The organism is Arthrobacter sp. Soil761, from assembly GCF_001428325.1.
GTDB lineage: Bacteria > Actinomycetota > Actinomycetes > Actinomycetales > Micrococcaceae > Arthrobacter.
This window is the reverse complement of the sequence record NZ_LMSF01000012.1, coordinates 251,671-276,457: the sequence shown is the minus strand read 5'-3', so window position 1 is coordinate 276,457 and position 24,787 is coordinate 251,671. Positions and strand designations below refer to the sequence as shown.

The 24,787-nt window shown below is 65.8% G+C and carries 24 protein-coding genes; 9 read left to right on the top strand and 15 right to left on the bottom strand.

All coding sequences use genetic code 11. The features are described 5' to 3' along the window. Positions 1–3 precede the first annotated feature (3 nt). Complete coding sequence (locus ASG79_RS09400; protein ID WP_043456257.1) at positions 4–285, bottom strand: Lrp/AsnC family transcriptional regulator; 282 nt, start codon at positions 283–285, stop codon at positions 4–6. A 115-nt stretch (positions 286–400) separates the two neighbouring features. After that, complete coding sequence (locus ASG79_RS09395; RefSeq protein WP_043425344.1) at positions 401–802, bottom strand: DUF3054 domain-containing protein; 402 nt, start codon at positions 800–802, stop codon at positions 401–403. A 514-nt stretch (positions 803–1,316) separates the two neighbouring features. Between ASG79_RS09395 and ASG79_RS09390 the strand changes: the two genes are divergently transcribed. From ASG79_RS09390 to ASG79_RS09375, 4 genes are all read left to right on the top strand, one after another. Beyond that, entirely contained in the window at positions 1,317–3,494 is a 2,178-nt protein-coding gene (locus tag ASG79_RS09390; RefSeq protein ID WP_162256823.1) for a S8 family serine peptidase, read from the top strand. 232 nt (positions 3,495–3,726) lie between these two features. Then, positions 3,727–4,959 (top strand): type III polyketide synthase, encoded by a 1,233-nt coding sequence (locus ASG79_RS09385; protein WP_056390377.1) that lies wholly within the window; start codon positions 3,727–3,729, stop codon positions 4,957–4,959. 14 nt (positions 4,960–4,973) lie between these two features. Further along, a complete protein-coding gene (locus ASG79_RS09380) occupies positions 4,974–5,669 on the top strand; it encodes a class I SAM-dependent methyltransferase (RefSeq protein WP_056390375.1) in 696 nt (231 codons plus the stop codon). A 2-nt stretch (positions 5,670–5,671) separates the two neighbouring features. Then, entirely contained in the window at positions 5,672–6,835 is a 1,164-nt protein-coding gene (locus ASG79_RS09375) for an FAD-dependent oxidoreductase (RefSeq protein WP_056390373.1), read from the top strand. Positions 6,836–6,869: 34 nt separating this feature from the next. Here the strand turns inward: ASG79_RS09375 and ASG79_RS09370 are convergent, their stop codons facing one another. Continuing rightward, the gene (locus ASG79_RS09370) at positions 6,870–7,283 is read right to left on the bottom strand and encodes a nuclear transport factor 2 family protein (RefSeq protein WP_018771102.1); all 414 of its coding nucleotides are present in this window, start codon (positions 7,281–7,283) and stop codon (positions 6,870–6,872) included. Positions 7,284–7,336: 53 nt separating this feature from the next. On the opposite strand from ASG79_RS09370, the gene ASG79_RS09365 reads away from it, so the two are divergent. The 5 genes from ASG79_RS09365 to ASG79_RS09345 all read left to right on the top strand — a co-directional run bounded on the left by ASG79_RS09365 (position 7,337) and on the right by ASG79_RS09345 (position 11,125). Further along, complete coding sequence (locus ASG79_RS09365; protein WP_056390370.1) at positions 7,337–8,017, top strand: peptide deformylase; 681 nt, start codon at positions 7,337–7,339, stop codon at positions 8,015–8,017. Between the two features lie 68 nt (positions 8,018–8,085). Next, complete coding sequence (locus ASG79_RS09360; RefSeq protein WP_056390825.1) at positions 8,086–8,967, top strand: putative RNA methyltransferase; 882 nt, start codon at positions 8,086–8,088, stop codon at positions 8,965–8,967. Between the two features lie 129 nt (positions 8,968–9,096). Beyond that, entirely contained in the window at positions 9,097–9,570 is a 474-nt protein-coding gene (locus ASG79_RS09355) for an NfeD family protein (protein WP_056390368.1), read from the top strand. Positions 9,571–9,592: 22 nt separating this feature from the next. Then, positions 9,593–10,534 (top strand): SPFH domain-containing protein, encoded by a 942-nt coding sequence (locus tag ASG79_RS09350; RefSeq protein ID WP_018771106.1) that lies wholly within the window; start codon positions 9,593–9,595, stop codon positions 10,532–10,534. A 243-nt stretch (positions 10,535–10,777) separates the two neighbouring features. Further along, on the top strand, positions 10,778–11,125 hold the full coding sequence (locus tag ASG79_RS09345) for an RNA polymerase-binding protein RbpA (protein WP_026266052.1): 348 nt from the start codon (positions 10,778–10,780) through the stop codon (positions 11,123–11,125). A 100-nt stretch (positions 11,126–11,225) separates the two neighbouring features. On the opposite strand, the gene ASG79_RS09340 is transcribed toward ASG79_RS09345, so the two are convergent. The 12 genes from ASG79_RS09340 to prcB all read right to left on the bottom strand — a co-directional run bounded on the left by ASG79_RS09340 (position 11,226) and on the right by prcB (position 24,781). After that, positions 11,226–11,969: a polyprenol monophosphomannose synthase gene (locus ASG79_RS09340; protein WP_056390366.1), complete on the bottom strand. Its 744-nt coding sequence runs from the start codon at positions 11,967–11,969 to the stop codon at positions 11,226–11,228. 94 nt (positions 11,970–12,063) lie between these two features. After that, positions 12,064–13,731 carry an amidohydrolase gene (locus ASG79_RS09335; RefSeq protein ID WP_056390364.1) on the bottom strand — a complete coding sequence of 556 codons (1,668 nt, stop codon included), beginning with the start codon at positions 13,729–13,731 and terminating at the stop codon, positions 12,064–12,066. Between the two features lie 58 nt (positions 13,732–13,789). Then, complete coding sequence (locus ASG79_RS09330) at positions 13,790–16,714, bottom strand: DEAD/DEAH box helicase (RefSeq protein WP_056390361.1); 2,925 nt, start codon at positions 16,712–16,714, stop codon at positions 13,790–13,792. A 20-nt stretch (positions 16,715–16,734) separates the two neighbouring features. Beyond that, the gene (tatC, locus tag ASG79_RS09325; protein WP_018771111.1) at positions 16,735–17,529 is read right to left on the bottom strand and encodes a twin-arginine translocase subunit TatC; all 795 of its coding nucleotides are present in this window, start codon (positions 17,527–17,529) and stop codon (positions 16,735–16,737) included. A 48-nt stretch (positions 17,530–17,577) separates the two neighbouring features. Then, a complete protein-coding gene (gene tatA, locus ASG79_RS09320) occupies positions 17,578–17,850 on the bottom strand; it encodes a Sec-independent protein translocase subunit TatA (protein WP_018771112.1) in 273 nt (90 codons plus the stop codon). Positions 17,851–17,882: 32 nt separating this feature from the next. Beyond that, entirely contained in the window at positions 17,883–18,230 is a 348-nt protein-coding gene (locus ASG79_RS09315; RefSeq protein WP_026266053.1) for a hypothetical protein, read from the bottom strand. 10 nt (positions 18,231–18,240) lie between these two features. Next, complete coding sequence (locus tag ASG79_RS09310) at positions 18,241–20,226, bottom strand: helix-turn-helix transcriptional regulator (RefSeq protein ID WP_056390357.1); 1,986 nt, start codon at positions 20,224–20,226, stop codon at positions 18,241–18,243. A gap of 103 nt (positions 20,227–20,329) precedes the next feature. Next, positions 20,330–20,725, bottom strand: a complete 396-nt coding sequence (locus ASG79_RS09305; protein WP_018771115.1) for an FKBP-type peptidyl-prolyl cis-trans isomerase — start codon at positions 20,723–20,725, stop codon at positions 20,330–20,332. A 64-nt stretch (positions 20,726–20,789) separates the two neighbouring features. Then, complete coding sequence (locus ASG79_RS09300; protein WP_018771116.1) at positions 20,790–21,758, bottom strand: FKBP-type peptidyl-prolyl cis-trans isomerase; 969 nt, start codon at positions 21,756–21,758, stop codon at positions 20,790–20,792. A gap of 115 nt (positions 21,759–21,873) precedes the next feature. Beyond that, a complete protein-coding gene (gene pafA / locus ASG79_RS09295) occupies positions 21,874–23,238 on the bottom strand; it encodes a Pup--protein ligase (protein ID WP_056390354.1) in 1,365 nt (454 codons plus the stop codon). Positions 23,239–23,247: 9 nt separating this feature from the next. Next, on the bottom strand, positions 23,248–23,958 hold the full coding sequence (gene prcA, locus ASG79_RS09290; protein ID WP_018771118.1) for a proteasome subunit alpha: 711 nt from the start codon (positions 23,956–23,958) through the stop codon (positions 23,248–23,250). Between the two features lies 1 nt (position 23,959). Then, positions 23,960–24,781 carry a proteasome subunit beta gene (prcB, locus tag ASG79_RS09285; RefSeq protein ID WP_018771119.1) on the bottom strand — a complete coding sequence of 274 codons (822 nt, stop codon included), beginning with the start codon at positions 24,779–24,781 and terminating at the stop codon, positions 23,960–23,962. Positions 24,782–24,787 lie beyond the last annotated feature (6 nt).

The window sequence follows — 24,787 nt, the reverse complement described above, 5'->3', positions numbered from 1 at the left end:
GGGTTACTGCTCGAAGCCCAGGGAAAAGGCAGCGTCGAGATCGTGCTGTGAGTACGCCCGGAATGCGATGTGCGTGGTGGTGTGGACCACTGCAGGAACCTTGGAGAGCCGGTCGGCGATAACATCAGCCAGGTCCTCGTGCCGGTGGACGCGCGCCACCGCAATCAGATCCCATTCTCCAGTGACGGAGTACACCTCACTGATGCCTTCGATGGCTGAGATTTCCTCCGCAGTCTCGGGAATGCGGGCGGCGTCAGTCTTGATCAGAACAAATGCGGTGACCACGTTTGTACCCCTTCGATCAGTTCCGCCGCAGCAAGTCACGGCAGGTTTCTCTCTACTGCCAGCCTATTACACGGGCGTCCTTTTCCCGGCAGCCCGCCCTTCGGGCGGAGAGCCCCTATCGGCGGCGGAGACGCGCGGCACCGGCAGCCAGGAGCCGGTAGCCCACGAGGAACGTTGCGAGGGCCAGCGTGGCAACGATGACGAAGGGGAGGACAACCGTCTGTGCGGTCAGCGCGCGCAAAAGCATGCCGCCGATGAGGCTGCCGAGCCAGACCGGAACACCCGCCCGGAGGGCAGACAAAGGGCTGCGCCAGGCGCGGGAAACGACCCATCCCGCTGCCGCGCCGGCAAGGAAGGGCCATGCAGTCAGCAGCACACCCAGGATGGGCTCCTCGCGGTGGTGCGCGTCGCGGCCGATGGCGGCGAACGCAAGGATCAGCACGACATCGGCAGCCGCCGCTGCCAGCACCGTTTTTCCGGACGTTGTGGCTGCCGCCTTCGTTTTCAAGGAACTCATGGTTTCGAGCTTAGCCGTCACGCCTCCTCGAGCTTGACCCAGGACCTCACATGAAGCGGGGGAGCGGAGGCGGAATCGGCATGCAGTATGGTCTCAGCAGGAGCAGAGGTCAGTCCCGCTGTACTATAGACATGTGTGAATAAAGCTTTGTGGATTTGCAGCCTGGTTGGTGCCGCCGTCGGGATCAGTGTGGGTTTGGCGGTGTTCCATACTCCTTTTTGGGGCTGTGCGCTTGGGTTGGGAATCGGCGCGGTCGTTGGGGCCTCAATGCAGCGCCGCCGTTAGCATGCCGGCAAGGCAGGACCTTGCGGTTGCCTTGACCCCGTCCGGATCACCGGCAGCTGTCCCGGCGTCAGCAGCCCACCGGTCAGCCTCCCCTGGGGCTGGATGATGGTGGGGTCCCTGAGTTCACCAAGCCTTAGTAAGCTCACCGTGGAACCGTAGGCCAAGGGGAGTGAATCTGAGCATGAAGACTGGTGTGACGAAGGGATACACGTACTTACGGACTATGGGGGTGGTGTTGGTAGCCACGATCGCCGGCGTAGCCACCGCACCAGCCGCAAACGCCGCAGACAAACCCGTCTTGCCCGGGCCTTCAGCCGCAGAGAAATTGCCCGATGCCCCAGCTCCCACCGACCAGTTCATCGTAAAGTTCAAACCCTCAGCGGCCGGCAGCGCCGCGGAGCGGGACGAGACCTATTCCAGGGCTGCCGGGCATGCCTCCATCGGCGTGCGGGAGATCAAGACCACGGCCAGCGACGCCAAGGTGGTCAAGACAAGCCACAGGCTCAATGCCGGGGAGTCCAGGCGCGTGCTGGAGAGCATCGCTGCGGACGACAAAGTCGAATCCGTGGAGCCTGACATTCTCATGCATCCGTCGTACACCCCGAACGACACCTACTACTCCTTGCAGTGGGCTCTGTCTGACCCTGGCGTCGGCATCAGGGTTCCGTCTGTCTGGGACAAAACCACGGGCACGGGCCAGATCGTCGCGGTGATCGACACCGGCATAACCGCCCACAGCGATCTCAACGCGAACGTCATGGCAGGCTACGACATGATCGCCGACCCAACCGTTTCAAGTGACGGCGACGGCAGGGATCCGGACGCCTCCGACCCGGGGGACTACCGGACCTCCGGAACTTGCGGTTCCACCTCATCCGCCCATTCTTCCTGGCACGGAACCCATGTCGCCGGGATTATCGCCGCTGTCGCCAATAACAGTGAAGGAGTCAGCGGCGCCGCTCCGGGCGTGAAGATCGAGCCGGTCCGCGCGCTTGGTGACTGCGGCAGCGGCTACCTCTCGGACGTGTCGGACAGCATTACGTGGGCTTCCGGAGGAGCAGTCTCCGGCGTGCCCGCCAATGCTAACCCGGCGAAAACCATCAATCTGAGCGTCGGGGGAGCGGCTGCCTGCCCTCCCACCCTGCAGGCCGCCATTGACGGGGCGGTCAGCCGCGGCTCATCCGTATTCGTGGCTGCCGGCAACGAAAGCCAGCTCGCCGAAAACAATGCGCCGGCAAACTGCAACAACGTCATTACGGTCGGTGCCACCAACCAGTCCGGATCCAAAGCCTCGTACTCGAACTTCGGTGCCGCCGTCGACGTCATGGCCCCGGGAGGCGACACAGGTGCCGGCATCCTGTCCACCTTCAACGCCGGATCAACCACTCCAGGCGCAGAAGCGTACGGCTACCTGATGGGAACGTCGATGGCGACGCCGATGGCGGCCTCCGTCGGCGCACTGATGAAAGCCGCTGATCCCTCCCTGACGCCAGCCCGGATCGAGGCGAAGCTGAAGGCAACGGCCAGGCCCCTTCCGGGAACCTGCCCAGGAGGCTGCGGCGCCGGCTTGATCGATGCCTTGGCCGCCGTCGCGTTTCCGGCCCCGCAGACTCCGATTGCCGTAAAGGCAGCGTCCCTGAACGGGGCCTTCGGAGCTGCCACTACGGGAGAGATCTATGGGCTCAGGGATAACGGCGGGTACCAGTGTTTCCAGCACGGTTGCATCCTTTATTCGCCGGCGTCCGGGGCTCACGTCTCCACCGGCGCGATTCGAGGCCTGTGGGCGGAGACAGGATTTGAGGCTGGTGGCCTCGGCTACCCGGTGACCGATGAAGTTGGCGGGCTCCGGGATGGAGGTGCCTATCAGAACTACCAGGGCGGCGCCATCGTCTGGTCACCGGCGACGGGGGCCCACATTTCCGTGGGGGCGATCCGCGGCCTGTGGGCGGAGACAGGATTTGAGAATGGTGGCCTCGGCTACCCGGTGACCGATGAAGTTGGCGGGCTGCGCGACGGGGGTGCCTACCAGAACTACCAGGGCGGTGCCATCGTCTGGTCCCCAGCCACCGGAGCGCATATCTCTGTTGGCGCCATCCGTGGCGAATGGGCGGTGTCGGGATTTGAGGGCGGCAAGCTCGGCTACCCGGTATCAAACGAAGTGGGCGGGCTGCGCGACGGGGGTGTCTACCAGAACTACCAGGGCGGTGCCATCGTCTGGTCCCCAGCCACCGGAGCGCATATGTCCGTAGGCGGCATTCGCTCCATCTGGGCCTCAACAGGGTACGAATCAGGGCGCCTCGGCTACCCGACAAGTGACGAGTACTCCACGGGCAACGACGGTGGCGTCGCGCAAAACTACCAGGGCGGCGTCATCCATTGGAGCCCAGGCGGTTCCTACATCTCCTGACCCAGCCGGCCGCATGCTGTACTTTCCCGGCGAAGGCGGCCTTTGTCCGTTGCGAAGGCATCGGCGAGCAGGGCAGCGCTCCCAAAGAGCTAGTTGACATAATGTAGATTATCGGCGCTTTGGGACTGCTCCGGAGCGGGGCGCACCAAGCCAACACGAACACCTGCGTAAAAGCGCTGGTCAAACCGGCGGTCCCATTGTCTTTATTCCGGCGCCCGTCAAGAATGAACCAATGACGGTCTACGTACGTTCACTTGAAACTGCAGTTCCGGAGACAAAGCTCATCCAGTCCGAGGCCCGTGACGTATTTGCCGCGCAGCCTGGCTTGTCGCGCTTAGGCTCGCGACTGGTGAACACCTGTTTTGACGGTGCTGCCATCGAGACGAGGTTTACCGCCGTCCAGGAACTCACCAACACGTCCCGCGCCGAAGATCCGCAGTTCTACGACCAGGAAACCGGGCTCCTGCTGAACCCCAGCACCAAAGTCCGCAACGATATCTTCGCCCGCGAGGCCACCAAGCTGTTTGTGGCGGCCTCGCGGGCTGCCCTGCAGGCCGCCCCGGAAGTCGATTTACTTGACATAACTCATCTCGTGACGGTCTCCTGCACCGGCTTCTTCAATCCGGGCCCCGACTACAAGGTGGTCCGTGAACTCGGCCTTAATCCCGCAGTCCAGCGTTACCACCTCGGCTTCATGGGCTGCTACGCCGCCTTTCCTGCCCTGCGTGCCGCGAAACTGTTTTGCGAGGCGGACCCGAATGCGGTGGTCCTGGTCGTTTGCGCTGAACTGTGCTCGCTCCACGTACGCACCTCCAACGACCCGGACACCATCATGGGCTCGGCCCTGTTCGCCGATGGTGCCGCCGCCGCCGTCGTGGCCGCGCGCCCAGGCATGGCGGACACCGCACTGATGAAGCTGGACCACTTCGAGACGGTCCTGACACCGGTGGGTGAGGATTCCATGGCCTGGAACATCGGTGACAACGGCTTTGAAATGGTCCTGGGCAACTACGTGCCCCACATCATCGATGACCACATAGTCGGCGCGCTGCAGCCCCTTCTGGCCAGGGAGCCGGAACTGGTGCCACTCCCCTACACGGCAATCCCCCACTGGGCCATCCACCCCGGCGGCCGGAGCATCCTGGACAAGGTGCAGTCCAGGCTCGGCCTCAGCGACACCCAGCTGATCCCCGCACGGGAAACCTTGCGCAACTACGGCAACATGAGCAGCGCCACGGTGCTCTTCGTCCTCAAGCACATCCTTGAACAACCACTCCGGGAAGGGCCGGCCGCGGAAGAGCGGATCTGTTCCATGGCGTTTGGCCCGGGTCTGACCGTGGAAACCGGCCTGTTCACCAAGATTCGGCAGCCAACAGGCGGCGCTCCGGGGTGGGAGGGCAGCGCGGCAGAGGATGCCCTGGGCCAGCTCCAAAGCCGGACGCCGGCCGAAGCGCCCGTGGCCTGAGAGCGGTCCGCGGAATGGGGATCCTCCTGCGCCGACGAGCCACCACGGACGTGGAGCAGATGGACAGGCCGGACTGCGATGCCCGTCTCCTGGACAACACGTACCGGCAGTTCGCCGTCATCAACCGGGTGCTGTCCGGCTGGCGGAAACTGTATGCCAGGGAACTCAGGACCATGGCCCCTCCCGACCAGCGCCCGCTGACGGTGCTGGACATCGGCTCCGGCGGCGGCGACCTGGCCGTGATGCTGGCCCGCTGGGCGGCCAAAGACGGCAAAGCGGTGCATATCACGGGCATCGATCCTGATCCCCGTGCGGCCCGGTTCGCCCAGCAACGCCCGTCCATGGCCGGTGTGGAATTCCGCAAGGCGCACAGCGGCGAGCTGGTCCGCGAGGGTGCCCGGTTCGACGTCGTCATCTCCAACCACGTCCTGCACCATCTTGGCCCGGAGGAACTCCGGAAACTGCTGGCGGATTCGGAGATCCTGACCGCGGTAAAGGCGTTGCACAACGACCTGATACGCAGTCCCGCCGCCTTCGCCCTTTTCAGCGTTGCCGCCCTGCCGTTCCGGCAGTCCTTCATCCGGGAAGACGGCCTCACCTCCATCCGCCGGAGCTACAGGCCGGTCGAGTTGGCGGCCTCCGCTCCCCCGGGCTGGTCCGTGGAGCGCTCATCAGCCTTTCACCAGCTCCTCGCCTACCGGCGGGGCTGACAATGGACGCCGATGTCCTGATCGCCGGCGGCGGTCCTGTTGGCCTGTACCTGGCTGCCGCGTTGCTGCAGGAAGGCGTATCGGTAAGGGTTTTTGAGCAGCGGCAGTCCCGCAACCGGCATACCCGCGCCATCGGTATCCACCCTCCGGCCCTGGAGGCACTCGCCGGGATCCACGTTGCGTCCAGCATGGTCCAGGACGGCATCCGGATCAGGGCCGGCATGGCGGTCAGCGGCGGGAAGACAGTGGGAACCATGGCGTTCGGCGCCGTCTCGGAAAACTACCCCTTCGTCCTGGCACTGCCACAGTTCAGGACAGAGGAACTCCTGGAGGACCGCGTACGCACCCTGGACCCCGCGGCGCTGGTCCGGGGTGCCAACGTCACCGAAGCCAGGAACGACGGCGGCAAGGTCACCATCGCGGTCCAGTCCAGCCCGGATGCCGCGAACCGGCGCGGCAACCACAACGGCAGCGCCACGGCCGCCTTGCTGGTCGCGGCAGACGGGGCCCGGTCCCGGATCAGGGGCGCGCTGGGCGTCCCTGTGGACCGGAAGTCCTATCCCGACCACTACCTCATGGGGGATTTCGACGACGGCAGCAGGTACGGGGAGAAAGCCGTCCTGTTCCTCGAGCCGGAAGGAATCGTCGAGTCCTTTCCGCTGCCCGGCCGGGTGCGCCGCTGGGTGGTGCGGCTTGGACGACCCGCCGAACCGGGCACGGGACCGGATGAGCTGGCGGAACTTGTGCAACGCCGGACCGGGTTCCGTCCTGAGCCGGACACCAACTCCATGCTGAGCGCGTTCAGCGTCCAATCCACGATTGCCCGGCGCATGGTGGCCGGCCGCTCCGTCCTGGTGGGGGATGCCGCCCACCAGATCAGCCCCATCGGCGGGCAGGGCATGAACCTGGGCTGGCTGGATGCCAGGGCGCTGGTGCCCGTGATCTGCGCCGCACTGGGTGGCGAACCAACGGGAAGGCGGCTTCGCGAATTTGAGGCAAGCCGGCGCCGGGCTGCGGCCGTGGCCCGGCGGCAAGCCGAAATCAACATGATGCTTGGAAGGCCGCTGCCCGGGCCGCTCCTTCGTGTCCGTACGGCCGCCATTGGCGCGGCCGCCGCCGTGCCTGCCGTGAACCAGTGGGCCGCCCGGCGCTTCACCATGCAGTAACCAGGTGAACCGGCAGGAACCAGCGGCTGCAGGGCTACCGGAAATAGCAGTCGTAACTGTCCTGGCTGACGATGACGCCGTTGCGCACCTCAAACACCGACGATGTCCTGGCCCGGATCGTCTCGCCACGGTCCCAGTAGGGCAGATCCATCAGCACGGTGGCCGACCAGTCGGCTTCCACCACCACCCGGCTTCCCTCACAGGTGGTCCGCCGGACCGTGAACTGCTGGTCCTTCACCACATCGCGGCTTTGGTCCGCACCGGCAAGCACTCCCGCCAGCGGGCGGGTGGACCCTTCCGGGGCCAAAAGGTGCGGAGCCTCCGTCAACAGGAATGATTCCGACAGGAACGGCCGGATATCCTCCGCACCGCCGCCGGCTTCAAGGACCCGGATGAATTCCAGGACGTGCTCCAGCGGGGATGCCTGCGGGAAAGAATCATCAGCCATGCAGTAGACCCTAGTCCAAGGGTCCTGCGCCGCTCCGCCAGTAGGCTGTCCCCATGACCCAGACTGTTCCCCCAACAACCGCCGGCGCCGACGACATCCGTGAGATTGTTGAGCGGATCCTGTCCGCCGGGTCCCTCCCGCCCATCGTCCAGGCCGGCCACCCCGCCCTGCGCCAGCGTGCCGCCGCCTTCGACGGCCAGCTGTCCGCCGGCCAGTTGGCCCGCCTTATCGGGGTCATGCGCGAGGTCATGCACGAGGCCCCGGGGGTGGGCCTCGCTGCCCCTCAGCTGGGCATCCCCCTGCAGCTCGCCGTCCTGGAGGACCAGTTCGACGTCGATCCCGACGCCGCGGCACTGCGGAACCGGAGCCCGCTGGAGTTCCTGGCCATCCTCAACCCCCGGTACACGGCGGCGGGGACGGGACTGGCGTCGTTCTATGAGGGGTGCCTTTCCCTCAACGGGCTCCAGGCGGTGGTGGCGCGGCCCGACACCGTGGTCCTGGAGTACCAGACGCCCGACGGCGCGGCGGAGCGGCGGACATTTTCCGGCTGGCAGGCGCGCATCGTCCAGCATGAGACGGACCACCTCAACGGCATCCTGTACATAGACCGTGCCCAACTCCGGTCCCTGAGCAGCAACGCCGAGTATGCGGCGCACTGGACTGAACCCGGCATCAGCAAGGCGCGGGAAGGGCTGGGTTTCGACGACGGGCCGGCAGGCATATCGCTCGGCTGACCTTCGCCGTCACCCGGGGCAGTGACGAACGGCAGGGGCGCAGGGCGGCCCGTCCTAAGATGGTTCCCATGCCTGCCGCGGATCTCCACCTCCTGTGCCCCGTCTGCTCACATCCGCTGGAACACCTGGAGGCAACGGCCGCGCGCCAGCCCCGCCTGGTGTGCCCGAACGGCCACAGCTTCGACGCCGCCCGGCAGGGCTACTTCAACCTCCTGGTGGGCAAGGGCACGCCCTTCGAACCGGACAGTGCCGCCATGGTGGCGTCGCGCTTCAACTTCCTGGGGAACGGCCACTACCTGCCGCTGGCGCGGGCGGTGGCCTCCGCCGTCGTGCCCAACCTGCCGCAGGAAGGTGCCGTGGTTCTGGACTCGGGGACAGGGACCGGGCACTATCTGCGGGAGATCCTCGACACGGCGGCGGCCAGCGGGCGGCACGCGTCCGCCGTCGGCCTGGACATTTCCAAATTTGCCCTTCGCCGCGCTGCCCGGCTCAATCCCGAGGCCGTGAACCTGGTCTGGGACATCTGGCAGCCGCTGCCGGTAGCAGCAAACTCGGTGGATGCGGTCACCGTGGTCTTCGCTCCGCGGAACCCGGCTGAGTTTGCCCGGGTCCTTCGTCCCACCGGCGTGCTGGTGGTGGTGACGCCACGGAGCGGGCACCTTGGGGACATCGCCGCCCTCACCGGGATGCTTGGCATTGAGGAGGGCAAGGATGAGCGCCTGGCCGGGGCGATGGCGGGGCATTTCGAGCCGGCCAGCAGCGTCGACGTCGACATCCCGCTGGCGCTGGGCCGGGCCGCCGCCGCGGACCTGGCGTTCATGGGCCCGGCCGGCCACCACCTGGACCTGGGGCAGATCGCTGTGCGGCTTGAACACTCCCCGGAGCCGGTGACAGCCGACGCAAAGTTCAGGCTCCTGGTGTTCAGGCCCAGGACCCACGGCGCCCCGTAACGACTTGGCCACTATCCCCCTGCGGCCGGTATGAACCGGCCCACACGGTAAGTCCGCGGACTACGATGAAAAGACAGTTACTGGCGGGTCCGCGCGTGCGGCTCCCCCGTGGCGAAGGGGGAAACAGGGATGTTCGAGTGGCTTGGCGAAAACTGGTGGGCATTGTGGCTCACGGCTTTCCTGGCGTTTGCGGTGATCGAGATGATCACCCTTGACCTGTTTTTCATCATGCTCGGCGGCGGATCCCTTGCCGCACTGGTTGCCGATTTCGCCGGTGCAGAGCCCTGGCTCCAGGTGGTGGTCTTCTGCGTGGTGTCCCTGCTCATGGTCGCCTTCGTCCGGCCGGTAGCCCTTTCGCATCTCAAGAAGGGGCCGGCCGAACAGCGGACCAACGTGGACCGGCTGATCGGTGAACCGGCCGTCGTGATGGAGGCCGTGACCGCCGACGGCGGACTGGTGAAAATCGGCGGCGATATTTGGAGTGCGCGCTCCGCGGCGGGAATCCTTCCCGCTGGCCAGAAAGTGGTGGTGGCGGCCATCGACGGCGCCACAGCAGTAGTTTCGGTACCGCCGCCGGCGGCTGCCGGTCCGGATACAGCCTGACAATTGGGGAACAAGGAGTTGTATGGAAAACGCAGGCGGAACCGCACTGGCCATTGTGCTGGTCGTTCTGATCGTCTTTGTCATCATAGTTTTGGTCCGGTCCGTCCGGATTATTCCGCAGGCCCGTGCCGGCGTCGTGGAACGGCTCGGGAAGTACCAGCGCACGCTTAACCCCGGGCTGACGATCCTCATCCCGTTCGTGGACCGGCTGCTGCCGCTGCTGGACCTGCGGGAACAGGTGGTGTCCTTTCCGCCGCAGCCGGTCATCACCGAAGACAACCTGGTGGTCTCCATCGATACGGTGGTCTACTTCCAGGTCACCGATCCCCGCGCAGCCACGTATGAAATCGCCAACTACATCCAGGCCGTGGAGCAGCTCACCACCACCACCCTCCGCAATGTGGTGGGTGGACTGAACCTGGAGGAGGCCCTGACCTCCCGCGACCAGATCAACGGACAGCTTCGGGGAGTCCTCGATGAGGCCACGGGCCGCTGGGGAATCCGCGTCTCGCGGGTGGAACTGAAGGCCATCGATCCGCCCCACTCCATCCAGGACTCCATGGAGAAGCAGATGCGGGCCGAACGCGACCGGCGCGCTGCCATCCTCACCGCGGAGGGGACCAAGCAGTCAGCCATCCTCACCGCGGAGGGCCAGCGGCAGGCGTCCATCCTCGCCGCGGAAGGCGAAGCCAAGGCCGCCATCCTCCGTGCGGACGGGGAGGCGCAGGCCATCCAGAAGGTCTTCGACGCCATCCACAAGGGAAACCCGGACCAGAAACTGCTGGCCTACCAGTACCTCCAGACGCTGCCCAAGTTGGCTGAGGGCTCGGCCAACAAGCTCTGGATCATCCCGAGTGAAGTTGGGGAAGCCCTGAAGGGAATCGGCAACGCCCTTGGCGGCACCAGCGCGGAGCCTGCCGGCGGACTTTTCGACGAGGCGCCCATCGAGCGCACGCAGCCCTAGGCTCTTGACCAAGACAGGGAGGGTTCGGTGGCTAGCCGCCGAACCCTCCCTGTTTTGGTGCAGACGTGTTAAAGCCCGTATAATTGGGTATTTGTCCGGCAGGAGAAGACCAGCTGGAACAACCAAGCTTCGCAATGCGTTGAATCTTATGATGCAGCACAGTGCACACACTAGTCCGGCGGCGCAACGTCGCCACCGGCTAACGCGGAGATTTCATCCGCGAACCGACCAGAGGGAGAAATCATGAGCGATCGCAGCCTGCGGGGCATGCGCCTTGGTGCGCAGAGCATGGAGACCGAGTCCGGAGTTGAGCCGGCTCCGCGCCAGCGGGTCGAATACCGTTGCGCAGATGGCGAGCAGGTTTTCGTCACGTTCTCCTCCGAGGCGGAAATTCCTCCGGTGTGGGTCTCCAAGACCGGCAAGGAAGCGCTCCTGGTTGACGGCGAAAAGCCGGACACCAGCAATGACAAGGCAGTCCGCACGCACTGGGACATGCTGCTGGAACGCCGCTCGCTTCCTGAACTTGAACAGATCCTCGAGGACCGCCTGACCATCCTGCGGGAGCGCCGCGGAGAGCGCCGCTCGGCATAAGGCCAGCCGCAAAAGAAGGGGGCGGCCCCGCACTTTGGTGCGGGGCCGCCCCCTTTTTCCTGTGTCCTCAGAAGGCCGCGGAGGGCGGCCCAGGGAAAAGCTAAGGCTGCTTGTTCTTCAGCCTGCCGGTCAAGGTGTTCCAGCGGGCGGCCAGTCCCCACCGGGTGACGTTGACCATCGCTTCGATGACGATGTTGCCGCTCATCTTGGAGGCGCCCAGTTCGCGCTCAACGAAGGTGATGGGGCGCTCCTCGATGCGCAGGCCCAGTTTGGCCACGCGCCACGCCAGGTCCACCTGGAAGCCGTAGCCCACGGAATCCACCTGGTCCAGGTTGAGCTTTTCCAGGGTGGTCCTGCGGAAGGCGCGGTAGCCGCCGGTGACGTCCTTGATCCGCAGCCCCAGCATCAGCCGGGCGTAGGTGCTGCCCACCCGGGAGATCGCCTGGCGGTACAGCGGCCAGTTGACCACGCTGCCGCCGGGAACCCAGCGCGAGCCCATGGCCAGGTCCGCGCCCTTGTCCACGGCTTCCAACAGCTGGGGAAGCTGTTCGGGCTGGTGTGAGCCGTCGGCGTCCATTTCCACCAGGACGTCGTATCCGGCGTCCAGGCCCCACCGAAAACCGGCGATGTAGGCGGCGCCCAGGCCTTCCTTGCCCTTGCGGTGCAGGACGTGGACCTGGGAGTCCTCGGCGGCGAAGCCGTCGGCAAGCTGGCCGGTGCCGTCAGGGCTGTTGTCATCAACCACCAGCACGTCCGACGCCGGAACGGCCGTCCGAAGGCGCTGGAGCGTCTTGGGCAGCGATTCCAGTTCGTTGTAGGTGGGAATGATCGTAAGGACGCGCACGAAGGGCCTTTCCTGGTGGAAGTGGTCGGAGCACCTGATGCCGGGCTGGCCGGCGGCGGGCGCAACTCCCCATTATAGGGCGGAGGATTATGGGTCAGGAACGCAGGGCCGGGCTGGCGTAGAGTTCGGCACCGTCTTTCACGGTCTGCAGGCATACCGGGTCGGAGCCTGTGTCCAGTGCGGGCAGCAGTGGGGTCCTGGCCCGCGGATCGGTGCTCCATGACTGCACCCTGCCGTCAGCCACCTGGACCATCAGCTCCTCCACCTCCCAGACGGCGAAACTGGCCGGTGCGCCGGGAACCAGTTGCCCGGCCATGGGGTTGGCGTGCCGTGCGGCCCTCCAGCCCGCACGGGTGTGCCCCAGGAACGCTGCGCGCGCGGAAATGCGCTGGTCCACGTTGTGGTGTTCCACACAGGCACGCACGCTGGACCAGGGCCGGAGGGGCGTGACCGGGCTGTCGCTGCCGAAACAGACAGGAACCCCGGCTGAATAGAAGGCAGCGAAAGGGTTCATCGACCGGCTCCGCTCCCCCAGCCTCTGCTCATAGAGGCCCCCGGCTCCGCCCCACGCTGCGTCGAAGGACGGTTGGGCGCTGACGGTCACCGAGTAGTGCGCCAGCCTTGCCACGGCCGCGGCATCAGCCATCTCCACGTGCTCGAAGCGGTGGCCCGCCGCCCGCACCCGCTGCTCCCCGACTTCCTTGGCCGCCACGTCCAGCGCCGCCAGCGCGGCGTCCAGCCCGGCGTCGCCAATCACATGGAAACCGCCCTGGATCCCGGCAAGGGAGCAGGCGGCGAGGTGGGCAGCCGCCTGGTCGACGCTGAGGTACAGGCTGCCGCGTTCCTGCGCGGCATCGCTGTAGCCGGCGCGCAGGGCGGCGGTCCTGGAACCCAGCGACCCGTCGATGTTCAAATCCCCCGCCAGTCCGCGGACGCCGCAACCAAGCTGCTCCACAAGGGTCCGGGCCTGCGCCTCGGACGAAACCAGCTCCCCCCAGTACGGCAGCACCTCAGGAAAGCGCGCCGCGTCCTTGGCGGCGTCGTTCCATCCTGCGGCCAGCCTCAGGTCCTCAGCCCCGCCGATGTGCGGTGCGCCCATTTCGGCCAGCGCAACGTACCCGTTCGCCGCAGCCTCCGCCAGGGCACGGGCCTGGTGCCGCTTCAGCACGTCCTGGGGCAGCTGCCGGGTTGCCAGCCGCGCTGCGTCGTGGGCTGCCCGCGTGACCCGGGCGCCGCCGTCGTACCCGTCCTTGCCGCGAAGGTCCGCGGAGTGTACAAGGGACGTCGAAACCAGGGCCGAGTGCACATCAACCCGGGAAAGGTAGACCGGGCGGCCCCCTGACGCCCGCTCCAGTTCCTCGGCACTGGGCAGGGCGGAGTCCGCCCACCTGGTTTCGTCCCAGCCGTGGCCGAGCACCGGCCCTTCCCCTCCAGCCGCGGCGACGGCGTCCAGCAGCGCGCGTGCCGACGTGGCCGTGCCCAGTTGCAGCGATTCCAGGGCGATCCCGGTTTCCGTCAGATGGATGTGCGAATCGACGAAGCCGGGTGCAACCAGGGCGCCACGGAGGTCGATGATCTCCATGGAACTGTCTGCGATGGAGGATGCGGCCTGCTCAGATCCAACCCAGGCGACGGTGCCGCCGTCCACCAGCATGGCCGTTGCGAATGGATCCGCCGCGGTGTAAACGGACCCATTGCGGTACAGGACCGGGGCGGGCCGGGAGGCGGCATCAGAGTGGGAAGTGGCATCGGGGCGGGGCATGGGGGCAGACTCCTGGGGTGTGGGGGTGCCGGCGTGGGCCGGCCGGGTGTCATCGGGGCTAAAGGACGGAAGAATATGCCACGACGCCGCGGCGGATGAGGTTGATCGCTTCGGCGCAGAGCCGTGCCAGCCGCGGGTCCAGTCCGGGGATCTTGGCAAGCTGGTCCAGAAGGTCCACCACCTGCTTCACCCAGCGGACAAAGTCGCCCGCGGCAAGATCGGTGCCGCTGAGGACATCCTGCAGATGGCGGCCACGGGCCCACTTATACAGCGGCCAGACAAGTCCCAGTTCAGGCTCACCGGTCAGGGGGAGCTTGTGTTCCTCTTCCACATCCTCAAGGACGGACCATTCCTTCACCACTGTGTCGACGGCGGTCTCCAAGGAGACGCTGGGCATGCGCGGCCTCAGGCCCCGGTCCTCGCGTTTGGCCTGGTAGACCAGTACGCTGGCCAGCGCGGCAACTTCGGCGGCGTCGAGGTCATTGAATGCGCCCAGCCGCAGGGACTGCGAGATCAACAGGTCCTTCTCGCCGTATATCCTGCGCAGCCGCTGGCCGTCCGCGCTGATATTCAGCCGGCCGTCTCCCGCGTCTTCCAGGTAACCGTAGACGGACAGGACGTCGCAGACCCGGTCGAAGGTCTTGGCAATGGTGTTGGTGCGGCCCTGGATCTGGTGGACCAGGCCGTCCGTTTCGCGCCTTAGCTTCCACCAGCGCTCCGACCACCGGGCATGGTCTTCGCGTTCGCTGCACCCATGGCACGGGTGTGCCTTCAGGGCCCGGCGAAGATCCGCAATGCGCCTTTCCTGGTTGGGCAAGGCAGCGGCCCGGCCGAAGTCATGGTTGCGGTTCTGGCCCGGGGCGGGCGGACGGTTCTCTCGAAGCGCGTTCCGGACAGAGGACGCCAGGTCCCTGCGGGACTTGGGCACCTTCGCGTTGAAGGACTTGGGGATGCGGACCCGGGTAACCGGCGCGATGGGACCCTCGAGGTCGTCAGCGCCGATCCTGCGCAGTTGGTTGTCCAGCGTCAGCACGGCCGGCCGCGGCTCGCGGCTGGCGTGGTCCGAACTAAGGACGACGGCGGGCCCGGGGGCACGGCCACCGGGAACGTTTACCACGTCCCCAGGCAGGAGCCGCGCCAGTGAATCGTCGCAAAGGGACTTCCGGACGCGTGACTTGGTCCGGGACGTGGCGTTCTCGGCGTCGGAAAGTTCCCTGCGCAGCCGCGCATACTCGGTGAAGTCACCCAGGTGGCAGGTCATGGATTTTGCGTAGCCGGCCAGGGATTCCTCGCGGCTGCGCACCTGGCGGGCCAGGCCCACCACGGAGCGGTCCGCCTGGAACTGGGCGAAGGAGGACTCGAGGATCTCGCGGGCCCTGGCCCGGCCAAACTGCGCCAGCAGGTTGATGCTCATGTTGTAGGTGGGCCGGAAACTGGAATTCAGCGGGTAGGTGCGCCGCGATGCCAGTCCCGCGACCGCCGTCGGGTCTGTACCGGGCTGCCACAGCACCACGGCGTGGCCCTCAACATCGATGCCTCGCCGGCCCGCACGGCCGGTGAGCTGGGTGTACTCCCCTGCGGTGATGTCCACATGCGCTTCGCCGTTGAACTTGTCCAGCTTTTCCAGCACCACGGACCGGGCAGGCATGTTGACGCCCAGCGCAAGGGTTTCCGTGGCGAAGACAGCTTTGACCAGGCCATCGGCAAAGAGTTTCTCGACCACCTCCTTGAAGGTCGGCAGCATTCCGGCATGGTGGGCCGCGAACCCCCGGAGCAATCCGTCGCGCCAGGTCCAAAAGCCCAGGACGTCAAGGTCGTCGGCCGGGATGTCCTGCCCCGCCTCGTCAACACGCTGGGCGATGATCCGCTGCTCTGTTTCGGTGGTGAGCCAGAGGCCGGACGAGACACACTGGGCCACGGCAGCCTCACAGCCTGCGCGGGAAAAGATGAAGGTGATGGCAGGCAGCAGGTCCATCCGGTCCAGGCTGGCGATGACCTGGGGGCGGCTGGCGGGGCGCACTCCCGTGTTCTCGCCGCCACGGGCGGGGCGGTCGTTTCCGCGCCGGCCGCGCTGGCCCCTTCCGCCGGGGCCGGGCCTGCTGCGGAAGCTCTGCCGCATCTCGCTCTGGGCCACTGCCAGCAGGTCCGGGTTGACGTCGAAACCACGTCCCTTGCCGGCATCGTGGGACGTGCCGGACAAGGCCGGCCGCAGGTCGTCTTCCTCCACGGGCGGAGCGATCTCGTCGAAGGTGGTTTCTCCGGCAAACAGGTCCATGATCCGGCGGCCCACCATGACGTGCTGCCACAGCGGCACCGGGCGGTGCTCGGAGACGATGATGTCTGTGTCGCCGCGGACGGTGTCCAGCCAGGCCCCGAATTCCTCGGCATTTGAAACCGTTGCACTCAGTGAGGCGACCTGGACCTCGCTGGGCAGGTGGATGATGACTTCCTCCCAGACAGCCCCGCGGAACCGGTCGGCGAGGTAGTGCACCTCATCCATGACCACGTAGCCGAGGTCGCCCAGAGTGGCCGAATCAGCGTAGAGCATGTTCCGCAGGACCTCGGTGGTCATGACCACCACCTGGGCATCCCCGTTGATGCTGGTGTCGCCGGTCAGGAGGCCCACATTGTCCGCACCATATTTAGCGGTGAGTTCACTGAACTTCTGGTTGCTGAGCGCCTTGATGGGTGTGGTGTAAAAGGCTTTCAGTCCCCGCTGCAGCGCGAGGTAGATGGCGAACTCCCCCACGATGGTCTTCCCGGCACCGGTAGGGGCAGCCACCAGGACTCCCTTGCCTTGCTGCAGGGAAAGACAGGCCTGCCGTTGAAAGTCGTCAAGCTCGAAGTCCAGGGTCCGGATAAACGCCCCGAGGTAGGTGGCGGCCTCGGCCCGGCGTTCGGCGCTGGCACGGTACCTCTCGGCCGGCGACATTTCTTCAGGATCGATGGGCCCGGCGGAGAAGGGTCCGGTGGTGGAGGACATACCCCAAGCCTAACGGCAGGCTAGAGCTTCTTCAGTTCACTGCTGGGGGTTGCGACGTCCGCTGTGGCCTCGGTTTCCTCGACCTGCCGGGCCTGGCGGCGGTCGCGGCGCTTGTCGTTCATGATGCAGATGCCGATTGCCGCGAAGAACAGCGCCAGCAGCGGTCCGGCAAGCATGAACATCGAAATCGCATCCGCGCCCGGCGCGGCAATGGCGGCCAGGACGAAGACCAGGAAGACTGTAATGCGCCAGGCCTTGAGGATGGTGTGGCCGGATACGAGCCCGGCCATGTTGACGCCCACCAGCACTACGGGCACCAGGAAGGCCAGGCCCAGCATGAGCACCATCCGGGTGACGAACTCGATGTAGGTCCGGGCATCGATGACGCTGGAGGAGCCTGCCGGGGTGAACTGGGTCAGCGCGTGGACCACCTGCGGCACCACGAGCCACCCCACCCAGATTCCGGCCAGGAAGAGCGGGATGGCAGCAGCCATGTAGCCCAGGGTGTAGCGCCGTTCCTTCGACGTCAGCCCCGGGGTGATGAAGGCCCAGAGCTGGTAGATCCAGATGGGGCTGGAGATGACGGCGCCAATGAGGAGCGACATCTGGAGCTTGAAGTCGAACGGTGATGCGATGGTCCCGAAGTTGATGGCGGCAAGGCCGCCGGTCTCATCGGAAATGCGGTTAACCGGTTCGGCCAAGGCCTTCAGCAGCGGATCGTAAAGTATCCAGCCCCCAATGCCGCCAATGACGACGCCGATGGCCGACTTGATCAGCCGGTTCTTCAGCTCCTTGAGGTGCTCCCAAAGTGACATCCGCCCCTCGGGATTGGCTTTACGGGCCCGCGACAGTGCCACGGGAGGTCAGGCGCGGGTCGACGGCGGAACGTCAGTGCCGTCTGTCGGCTCACCGGGCTTCGCCTTGGGGTGGTTCACGATGGTGCCTTCCACCGGACCGTTTGCGTCGGTGGTGTCGGCCTTGCCGTCGTTCTTCATTTCCTTCACCTCGGACTTGATGATCCGCATGGACTGTCCCAGGCTGCGGGCCATGGCCGGAAGCTTGGGTGCGGCGAAGAGAAGCAAAGCTACAACGATGATGATTACGATCGGCCAGGGGCCGTCAAAGAGTCTTCCCACGGGAAATCCTTTCCTCTAAGTACATCCTACTTCTATGTGAAGTCGAGATCTCCGAGCGCCTGCGGCTGGCCCCGGTCCTTTTTACGCTGCACTCGCCGACGGCGGCGTTCCTCGCGCCGGGCCCATTTGGATGCCTCGTAATCATGTCGCATGACGGCGGGCGAGGCAAAAACGGCAGAACCCGGCAGGGGCCCGGACGGATCCGCGGGTTCACCCGCCACCTCGACCGGGCTCAGGTGTCCCAGCTTTTCGCCCGCTGCAGCGAGGTCCTTCACCGTGGCCATGAACTGTCGGAAGAGACGGATGCCCAGCAGAACATAGAACAGCAGGGCAACGGCGACAAGCGCCACCCATATGAGAATCCAGGACCACCAAGGCATGGTGAGAAGTCTATCGGTCGTATCCGGCCAGCGAGGCCGCAAGCCAGTCCCGCGCGGCGGAAGCCAGCTCCGCAGGGGCCAGAATCCGGGCTGAACCGCCATGCTGGGCCACGAACATCGGCAGCCACGCCGTGTTGCCGAACCGGATCTCTGCCACCAGGCCGCCGTCGGGCAACTCCGCGGTACGCTCCGCGTAGTAGTCCTCCGCCAGCCCCCTCCCCTGCCGGGTGAGCTGGACGGTGACGGTGGTGTCGTCGTCGTTCGCGGTGAAAAGCTTGGCCGGGACCCCGCCCTCCGGTATCCCGTGCGGGGCGGCAGGCGCTCCGTTGGGGTGAACGTCCTGTACACGGTCCAGGCGGAAGTTCCGCAGCCCGTCCACCAGGTGGCACCAGGCTTCGAAGTACCAGGTGTTGTCCAGGGAATACAGCCGCAGCGGGTCAACGTCGCGCTCGGTGACGGCGTCACGCTGGGGTGAAAGGTAGGTCAGGTGGAGCTGGGAGCGGGTCTCGATGGCCTGGCGGACCGTGGCATGGGTTGCGGCGTCGGCAGGTGCAACCTCCGGCCCGGCAATGGAGGCAGCTTGCAGCCCTTCCTCGCCTGCGGCCGCCAGGAGCTTCAAGGTAACCGACTCCAGCGCGCCGCCGCCGGGAAGGTCCGGCAGGCCGTTGAGCGTTTCAAGACCTGTCAGCAAAGCGCATGCCTCCGCCACGGTAAACCGGACAGGTTTCTTCAGGTCAAGGTCCTGGGTAATGAAGACGTGGTCGTCTTCCCATTGGATATCGAGCAGGTCGTCCGGATAACCCTCCGGCAGCCCGGAGCAGATGAGGATCCGGAGGTCTGCCTCGAGCTCTTCACGGGTGACGCCGAAGTGCTTTGCGACGTCCTGGATGTGCAGCCCCTGGTTGTGGACCAGGAAGGGGACCAACTGCAGCATGCGCTTGAGCTGGTCCTCAGACGTTCCCTTCCGGGCGGTCCGGGCACGGGCATCGGCGAACGTGTAGTCGGGGACAGGTGCGTCGCTGAACGCGGCCGCTGCCTGGAGCCTGCGCCTCACGGCGGCAGCAAGTTCAGCCGGTTCCACTGCCAGGGCATCGGGTCCGTAGGAGGCCAGCTCTTCGGCAAGCACCTCCGGGTCCCGGTACTCGATGAAGAGCCTGTCGCAGCCCGCACCTGGCCGGCCTGTGGCCTGGTCCTGGGTGGCTTGAACAGCACGACGGCGGAGGGCCAGCAGGTGCCCCTCCTTGACGTCCACGACGGCGGTGCGCAGCGGCAGTTCCGGCAACAGGTCCAGCTCTGCGCGGATACTGAAGTCCACCGGCGGCGTGTACTGCTCCTTCGCCAATGTGGTCACGGCACTGGTGAAGCGCGACAGGCGGAAATGCCGGGGCGCCTCGCGTGTCCGGTCGTAGCCCATGAGGTACCACTGGCCGAAGCGGCTGCCCAGGCCCCAGGGCTCGACGGTGCGTTCCTCCTCTTTGCCGGTGGTGCCGGCGAGATACGTGAAAGTGACCGGATGCCGGGCGTGCATGGCGGCCACGATGTCATCAAAGGCCTGGCCGGCGGGTTTGATCCGGGGCTGGACCCCGGCCGGCAGTTCCACGTCCGCCATCCTGCCGGCGGCCTGGAGTTTGCGGAGCGCGCTTTGGGCGGCGGTGCCCAGTGCCGCGCGCTCCCATAATTGGGAGGCCAGCAGCAGGACGGTCCACTCGTCGGGCCCCAGCTGGACGTCCGGGAGCCGGTTGGACTCCTTGCCGATCCGGTACCTGGTGGTGGCGGGGTCGTCCTCGCTCCAGCCCATGTCCGTCAGTGTCTCCACGTCGAAGCCCATTGCCCGCAGGTCATTCTTGTCCCGCTCGAACATCCGTCCGAACGCAACGTCATTGCCGGAGGTGTCGTGGTAGACCTTTTCGCGCAGTTCGCTGCGGTGCAGCCCGTAGCGGGTGTTGAGCAGCGCAATCAGCAGGTTGAGGAGTCGTTCGGTGCGGGATAGGGACACGCTCGTTACGTTACTAAACTCCCCCGATGAAAGCAGAAAGCGCGGCAGTACCGGAGGAACTTCCTCCAGTACTGCCGCGCTCCCGGCTGTGTTGGCGCCTGGGTCAGCGCACGGCCACGAGGTCCACGACGAAGATCAGTGCCTCGTTGGGAGCAATCGCGCCACCGGCACCGCGCGAGCCATAGGCCAGCTCGGAGGGGATCTCCAGGCGGCGGCGGCCACCGACCTTCATGCCCAGCAGGCCCTGGTCCCAGCCCTGGATGACCTGGCCGACGCCGACGCGGAAGTCCAGGGGTGCACCGCGGCCCCAGGAGGCGTCGAATTCCTCGCCTGTGGACCAGGCAACGCCGACGTAGTGGGTGGAGACGGTGTCCCCTGCCTTGGCTTCCCGGCCGTCACCCTCGATCAGGTCTGTGATGACGAGTTCCGTGGGGACGTCGCCCTCCGGAAAATCGATTTCGGGCTTCTGGCGGTCAAATTCCCGCTGTCCAAAAGACATGCTTGCTCCTATGCGTAAATGCTGATGGGGTGCCGCGAGGGACGCGGCGTCCATGTAAGTCTTGCTACTTGACCCCGAGGATGTCCACTACGAAGACCAGGTCGCCCTTTGCCTGCCCCTGGCCGGCGTCGCCGTAGGCCAGGTCCTTGGGGATGACCAGCAGGACGCGGGACCCAACGGTCTTGCCGGCGAGGCCCTGGGTCCAGCCCTTGATGACCCCGGTCAGCGGGAAGGTGGCCGGCTGGCCGCGGTCGAAGCTGGAATCGAACTTGGTGCCGTCTGCCAGGTTGACGCCGACGTAATTCACGGTCAGCGTGTCGGACTCCTTGACGGTGGCGCCGGAGCCCTTGATCAGGTCCTGGGACACGAGGGATGTGGGGGCAGCCGCACCGGCAACGTTGATTTCGGGGACGCCGTCTTTTTCAGTAACGGTAGGCAGCCCGGCCGGCGGCGTCACGGTTTCGCCCTGGGGCTTGTCCAGGACCGGGGTGGGATCGGATGCGGAGAGCACCTTGATGATCAGCAGCTGGGTGGGCCCGGCTTCCGGACTCGGGCTGGGGCTGGCGCCGTCGGAAGGGCTGGGGCTGGCCGATGCCGCGCTCTGCTGGCCGGGAACGGCCAGTGCAAGGCTGGATCCAACCTTGGCGCCCACGAAAGCGTTGTAGATGACTGCGCTGCTGGTCTTGAGCTCGTCATTCAGCTCCAGGCTTTCCGGCTCGTTGGGGAACGTATCCTCGAGCTGGGAGCCGTCCGTGCCGTTCAGGGCGAGGATGGAAATCTTGGCAACCTGGTTGGCCTTTACGGCGTCGCCCTTGCCCTCGGAAACCACTTTGATGGTTGGCTGGGTCACGGCCAGTGGCTTGTCAAAGTCCACGCCAGGGGCCTTCTTGTCCCCGTTGTCGGTCAGCTTGAGGGAGTCGAACTTTGCAGTCTCCCCGGCGGACTGGCTGCTGGGCTCTGGCTGGGAGGCGGTGCCTCCGCAGGCGGTCAGGAGCAGCAGGCCGGGAAGGAGGATTGCTAGTAGTCGGCGCACGTAGGAAAACTTTCGTCGGGGCAGGGTGGATACGACACTCCGCATGGCGGCGGAGCATGCCGTGAAGAGGTCCCGTTAAAAGGACCTTATCCAGAATAGACCCTGAAGCTGGACGTCAGCCCATAGAGTCCAGAAGCGCATCGACGCGCTCATCGACGCTGCGGAACGGATCCTTGCACAAGATCGTCTGGTGGGCGCGGTCGTTCAGTTTCAGGTGCACCCAGTCCACCGTGTAGTCGCGTCCCAACTCCTGCGCGCGGCGGACAAAGTCGCCGCGCAGCTTGGCCCTGGTGGTTTGCGGCGGCGCGTCCACCGCCCCCTTGATGACAGTGTCGTCCACGATGCGGCGGACCGCTCCACGGGATTGCAGCAGGTAGTAAAGTCCCCGGCTGCGGGAAATGTCGTGGTACGTCAGATCAAGCTGGGCAATGCGGGGCGCGTCCAGGCCAAGGCCGTGGCGTTCGCGGTAGTTATCCATCAGCTTCTTCTTGATGGCCCAGTCGATTTCGGTGTCAATGCCCTTGGTGTCACCGGATTCAATGGCATGCAGCGTCCGCTCCCACAGATCCAGGATCAGCGGTACATGCGGGTTGTGGGCGCCGTGTTCATTGACGAAGGCCGTCACCTTGGTGAGGTATTCCTGCTGGATTTCAAGGGCGGTGAGCTGGCGTCCATTGGCCAGGCGGACCAATGCCCGGCCACTGAGGTCGTGGGAGATCTCGCGGATGCTGCGGATGGGGTTTTCCATCCGCATGTCGCGCATGATCACGCCCGCTTCGATCATCCGAAGGACCAGGTCAACGGTTCCGACTTTCATCAGGGCGGTCGCCTCTGACATGTTCGAGTCGCCCACAATGACGTGCAGCCGCCGATAAAACTCCGCGTCCGCGTGCGGCTCGTCACGGGTGTTGATGATGGGCCGCGACCGTGTGGTGGCTGAGGACACTCCCTCCCAGATGTGGTCGGCCCGCTGGGAGAACGCATAGGTGGCGCCATGCGGCGTCTTCAGGATCTTTCCGGCGCCGGCGATGAGCTGGCGGGTGACCAGGAACGGGATCAGGATTTCGGCCAGGCGGGAGAATTCCCCACGGCGGGGAATGAGGTAGTTCTCGTGGCTGCCGTACGAGTTGCCCGCGGAGTCGGTGTTGTTCTTGAAAAGGTATACGGTGCCGTTGAAGCCCTCGGCCGCCAGCCGGGCCTGGGCCTCATCAACCAGGTCATCCAGGATGAGCTCACCCGCACGGTCATGGGCGATCAGCTGGGCGAGGTCGTCGCATTCGGCGGTGGCGTATTCCGGGTGGGATCCTACGTCGAGGTACAGCCGCGAACCGTTGGTGAGGAACACGTTGGACGAGCGCCCCCAGCTGACCACCTTTCGGAAGAGGTACCGGGCCACCTCTTCCGGGGCCAGCGGCCTCGAGTCGGGGCTCGAGTAAGAGATCCCGAACTCGGTTTCGATGCCGAAGATTCTCTTGTCCATGTCGTCCTCCTAGGCCAGCAGTGCTGTGATGTCCGCGTCGTTCAGCCTGCGGAAAGCACGCCGGGAGCCGCGGGAGCTTTCGGAAAGCCTGTCCAGAACTGCCACCTCGAGGGCGCCGGGCGGCAGAGGTGCTGCCGGCTGGTCACCCTCCTGGGCAGGCGTGAGACCCTTCAAAGCCAGCCGGACAGCGTCGGCGAAGCCCAGGGACGCCTGCCATCCTGCCTCGATGGTTGACGACACCTTGTCTGCCTGGCCGCCCATGACCACAAAGCTGTGCTCATCGGCGATGGAACCGTCGAAGGTCAGCCGGTACAGGTGGTCTTCGGCCTGCGTGGAGCCCACTTCGGCTACTGCCAGTTCCACTTCAAACGGCTTTTGCTCTGCGGTGAAGACGGCACCCAGGCTTTGGGCGTATACGCTCGCCAGGCCGCGGGCGGTGACGTCCTCGCGGTCATACGAGTACCCGCGGACGTCGGCATAGCGGACGCCGGCCTGGCGCAGGCTTTCGAATTCGTTGTACTTGCCCACGGCGGCGAACGCGATCTTGTCGTAGATTTCGCCGATCTTGTGCAGGGACGGCGATGGGTTCTCGGCGACGAGTGCGATGCCGTCGGCGCAGCTGATGACAACCACCGACCGGCCGCGGGCGATGCCCTTCCGCGCGAAATCCGCGCGGTCCTTCATCAGCTGTTCGGGCGAGACATAAAACTGCTGGGTCATCTCAGGCCTCCCGTCCGGCGATGGTGCGCGCTTCGATCACGCTGCGCGAAGCAGCCGCGAGTTCGGCCTCGGGCACCCGGCGGGCTCCCGTCCTGTCCACTGTATAAACCACGGGCCACAACTGCCGGACGGTATCCGGGCCGCCCGTGGCGGAATCGTCGTCGGCGGCGTCGTACAGGGACTCCACGGCGACGGACAGCGCCTCAGCCGGGGTGAGGTTGGGCCGCCAGAGTTTCTTCAGGGCTCCGCGGGCGAAGACGGAACCGGAACCCACGGTATGGTGTTCGTGTTCCTCGTACCTGCCCCCGGTGACGTCATAGGAAAACAGCCGTCCGACACCGGCGCTGGTGTCGAACCCTGCAAACAGGGGCACCACGGCAAGGCCCTGCAGGGCCATGGGAAGGTTGCCCCGGATCATGGCCCCCAACCGGTTCGCCTTGCCTTCGAGGCTGAGCTGGGTTCCTTCAATCTTTTCGTAGTGCTCAAGTTCAACCTGGAAGAGCCGCGTCAGGTCGATCGCTATTCCGGCTGTGCCGGCTATGCCAAGGACAGAGAAGTGGTCTGCCGGGAAGACCTTCTCGATGTGCCTGCTGGCAATGATGTTTCCCATGGTGGCGCGCCGGTCGCCCGCCATCAGGACACCGCCGCCGTAACTCATGGCCACGATCGTGGTGGCGTGCGGAACCTGCAACGGCGCAGCCCCGGACACGCCGCCCTGGAGGGACCGGCTAAAGGGCAGTAGCTCGGGCCGGTCCCGTTGCAGGTGCTCCGTAAAGGACGAGGTGGCGTTGGCGGCTACCTGGTTGGCGGTTGATTCCTGCACTCATCA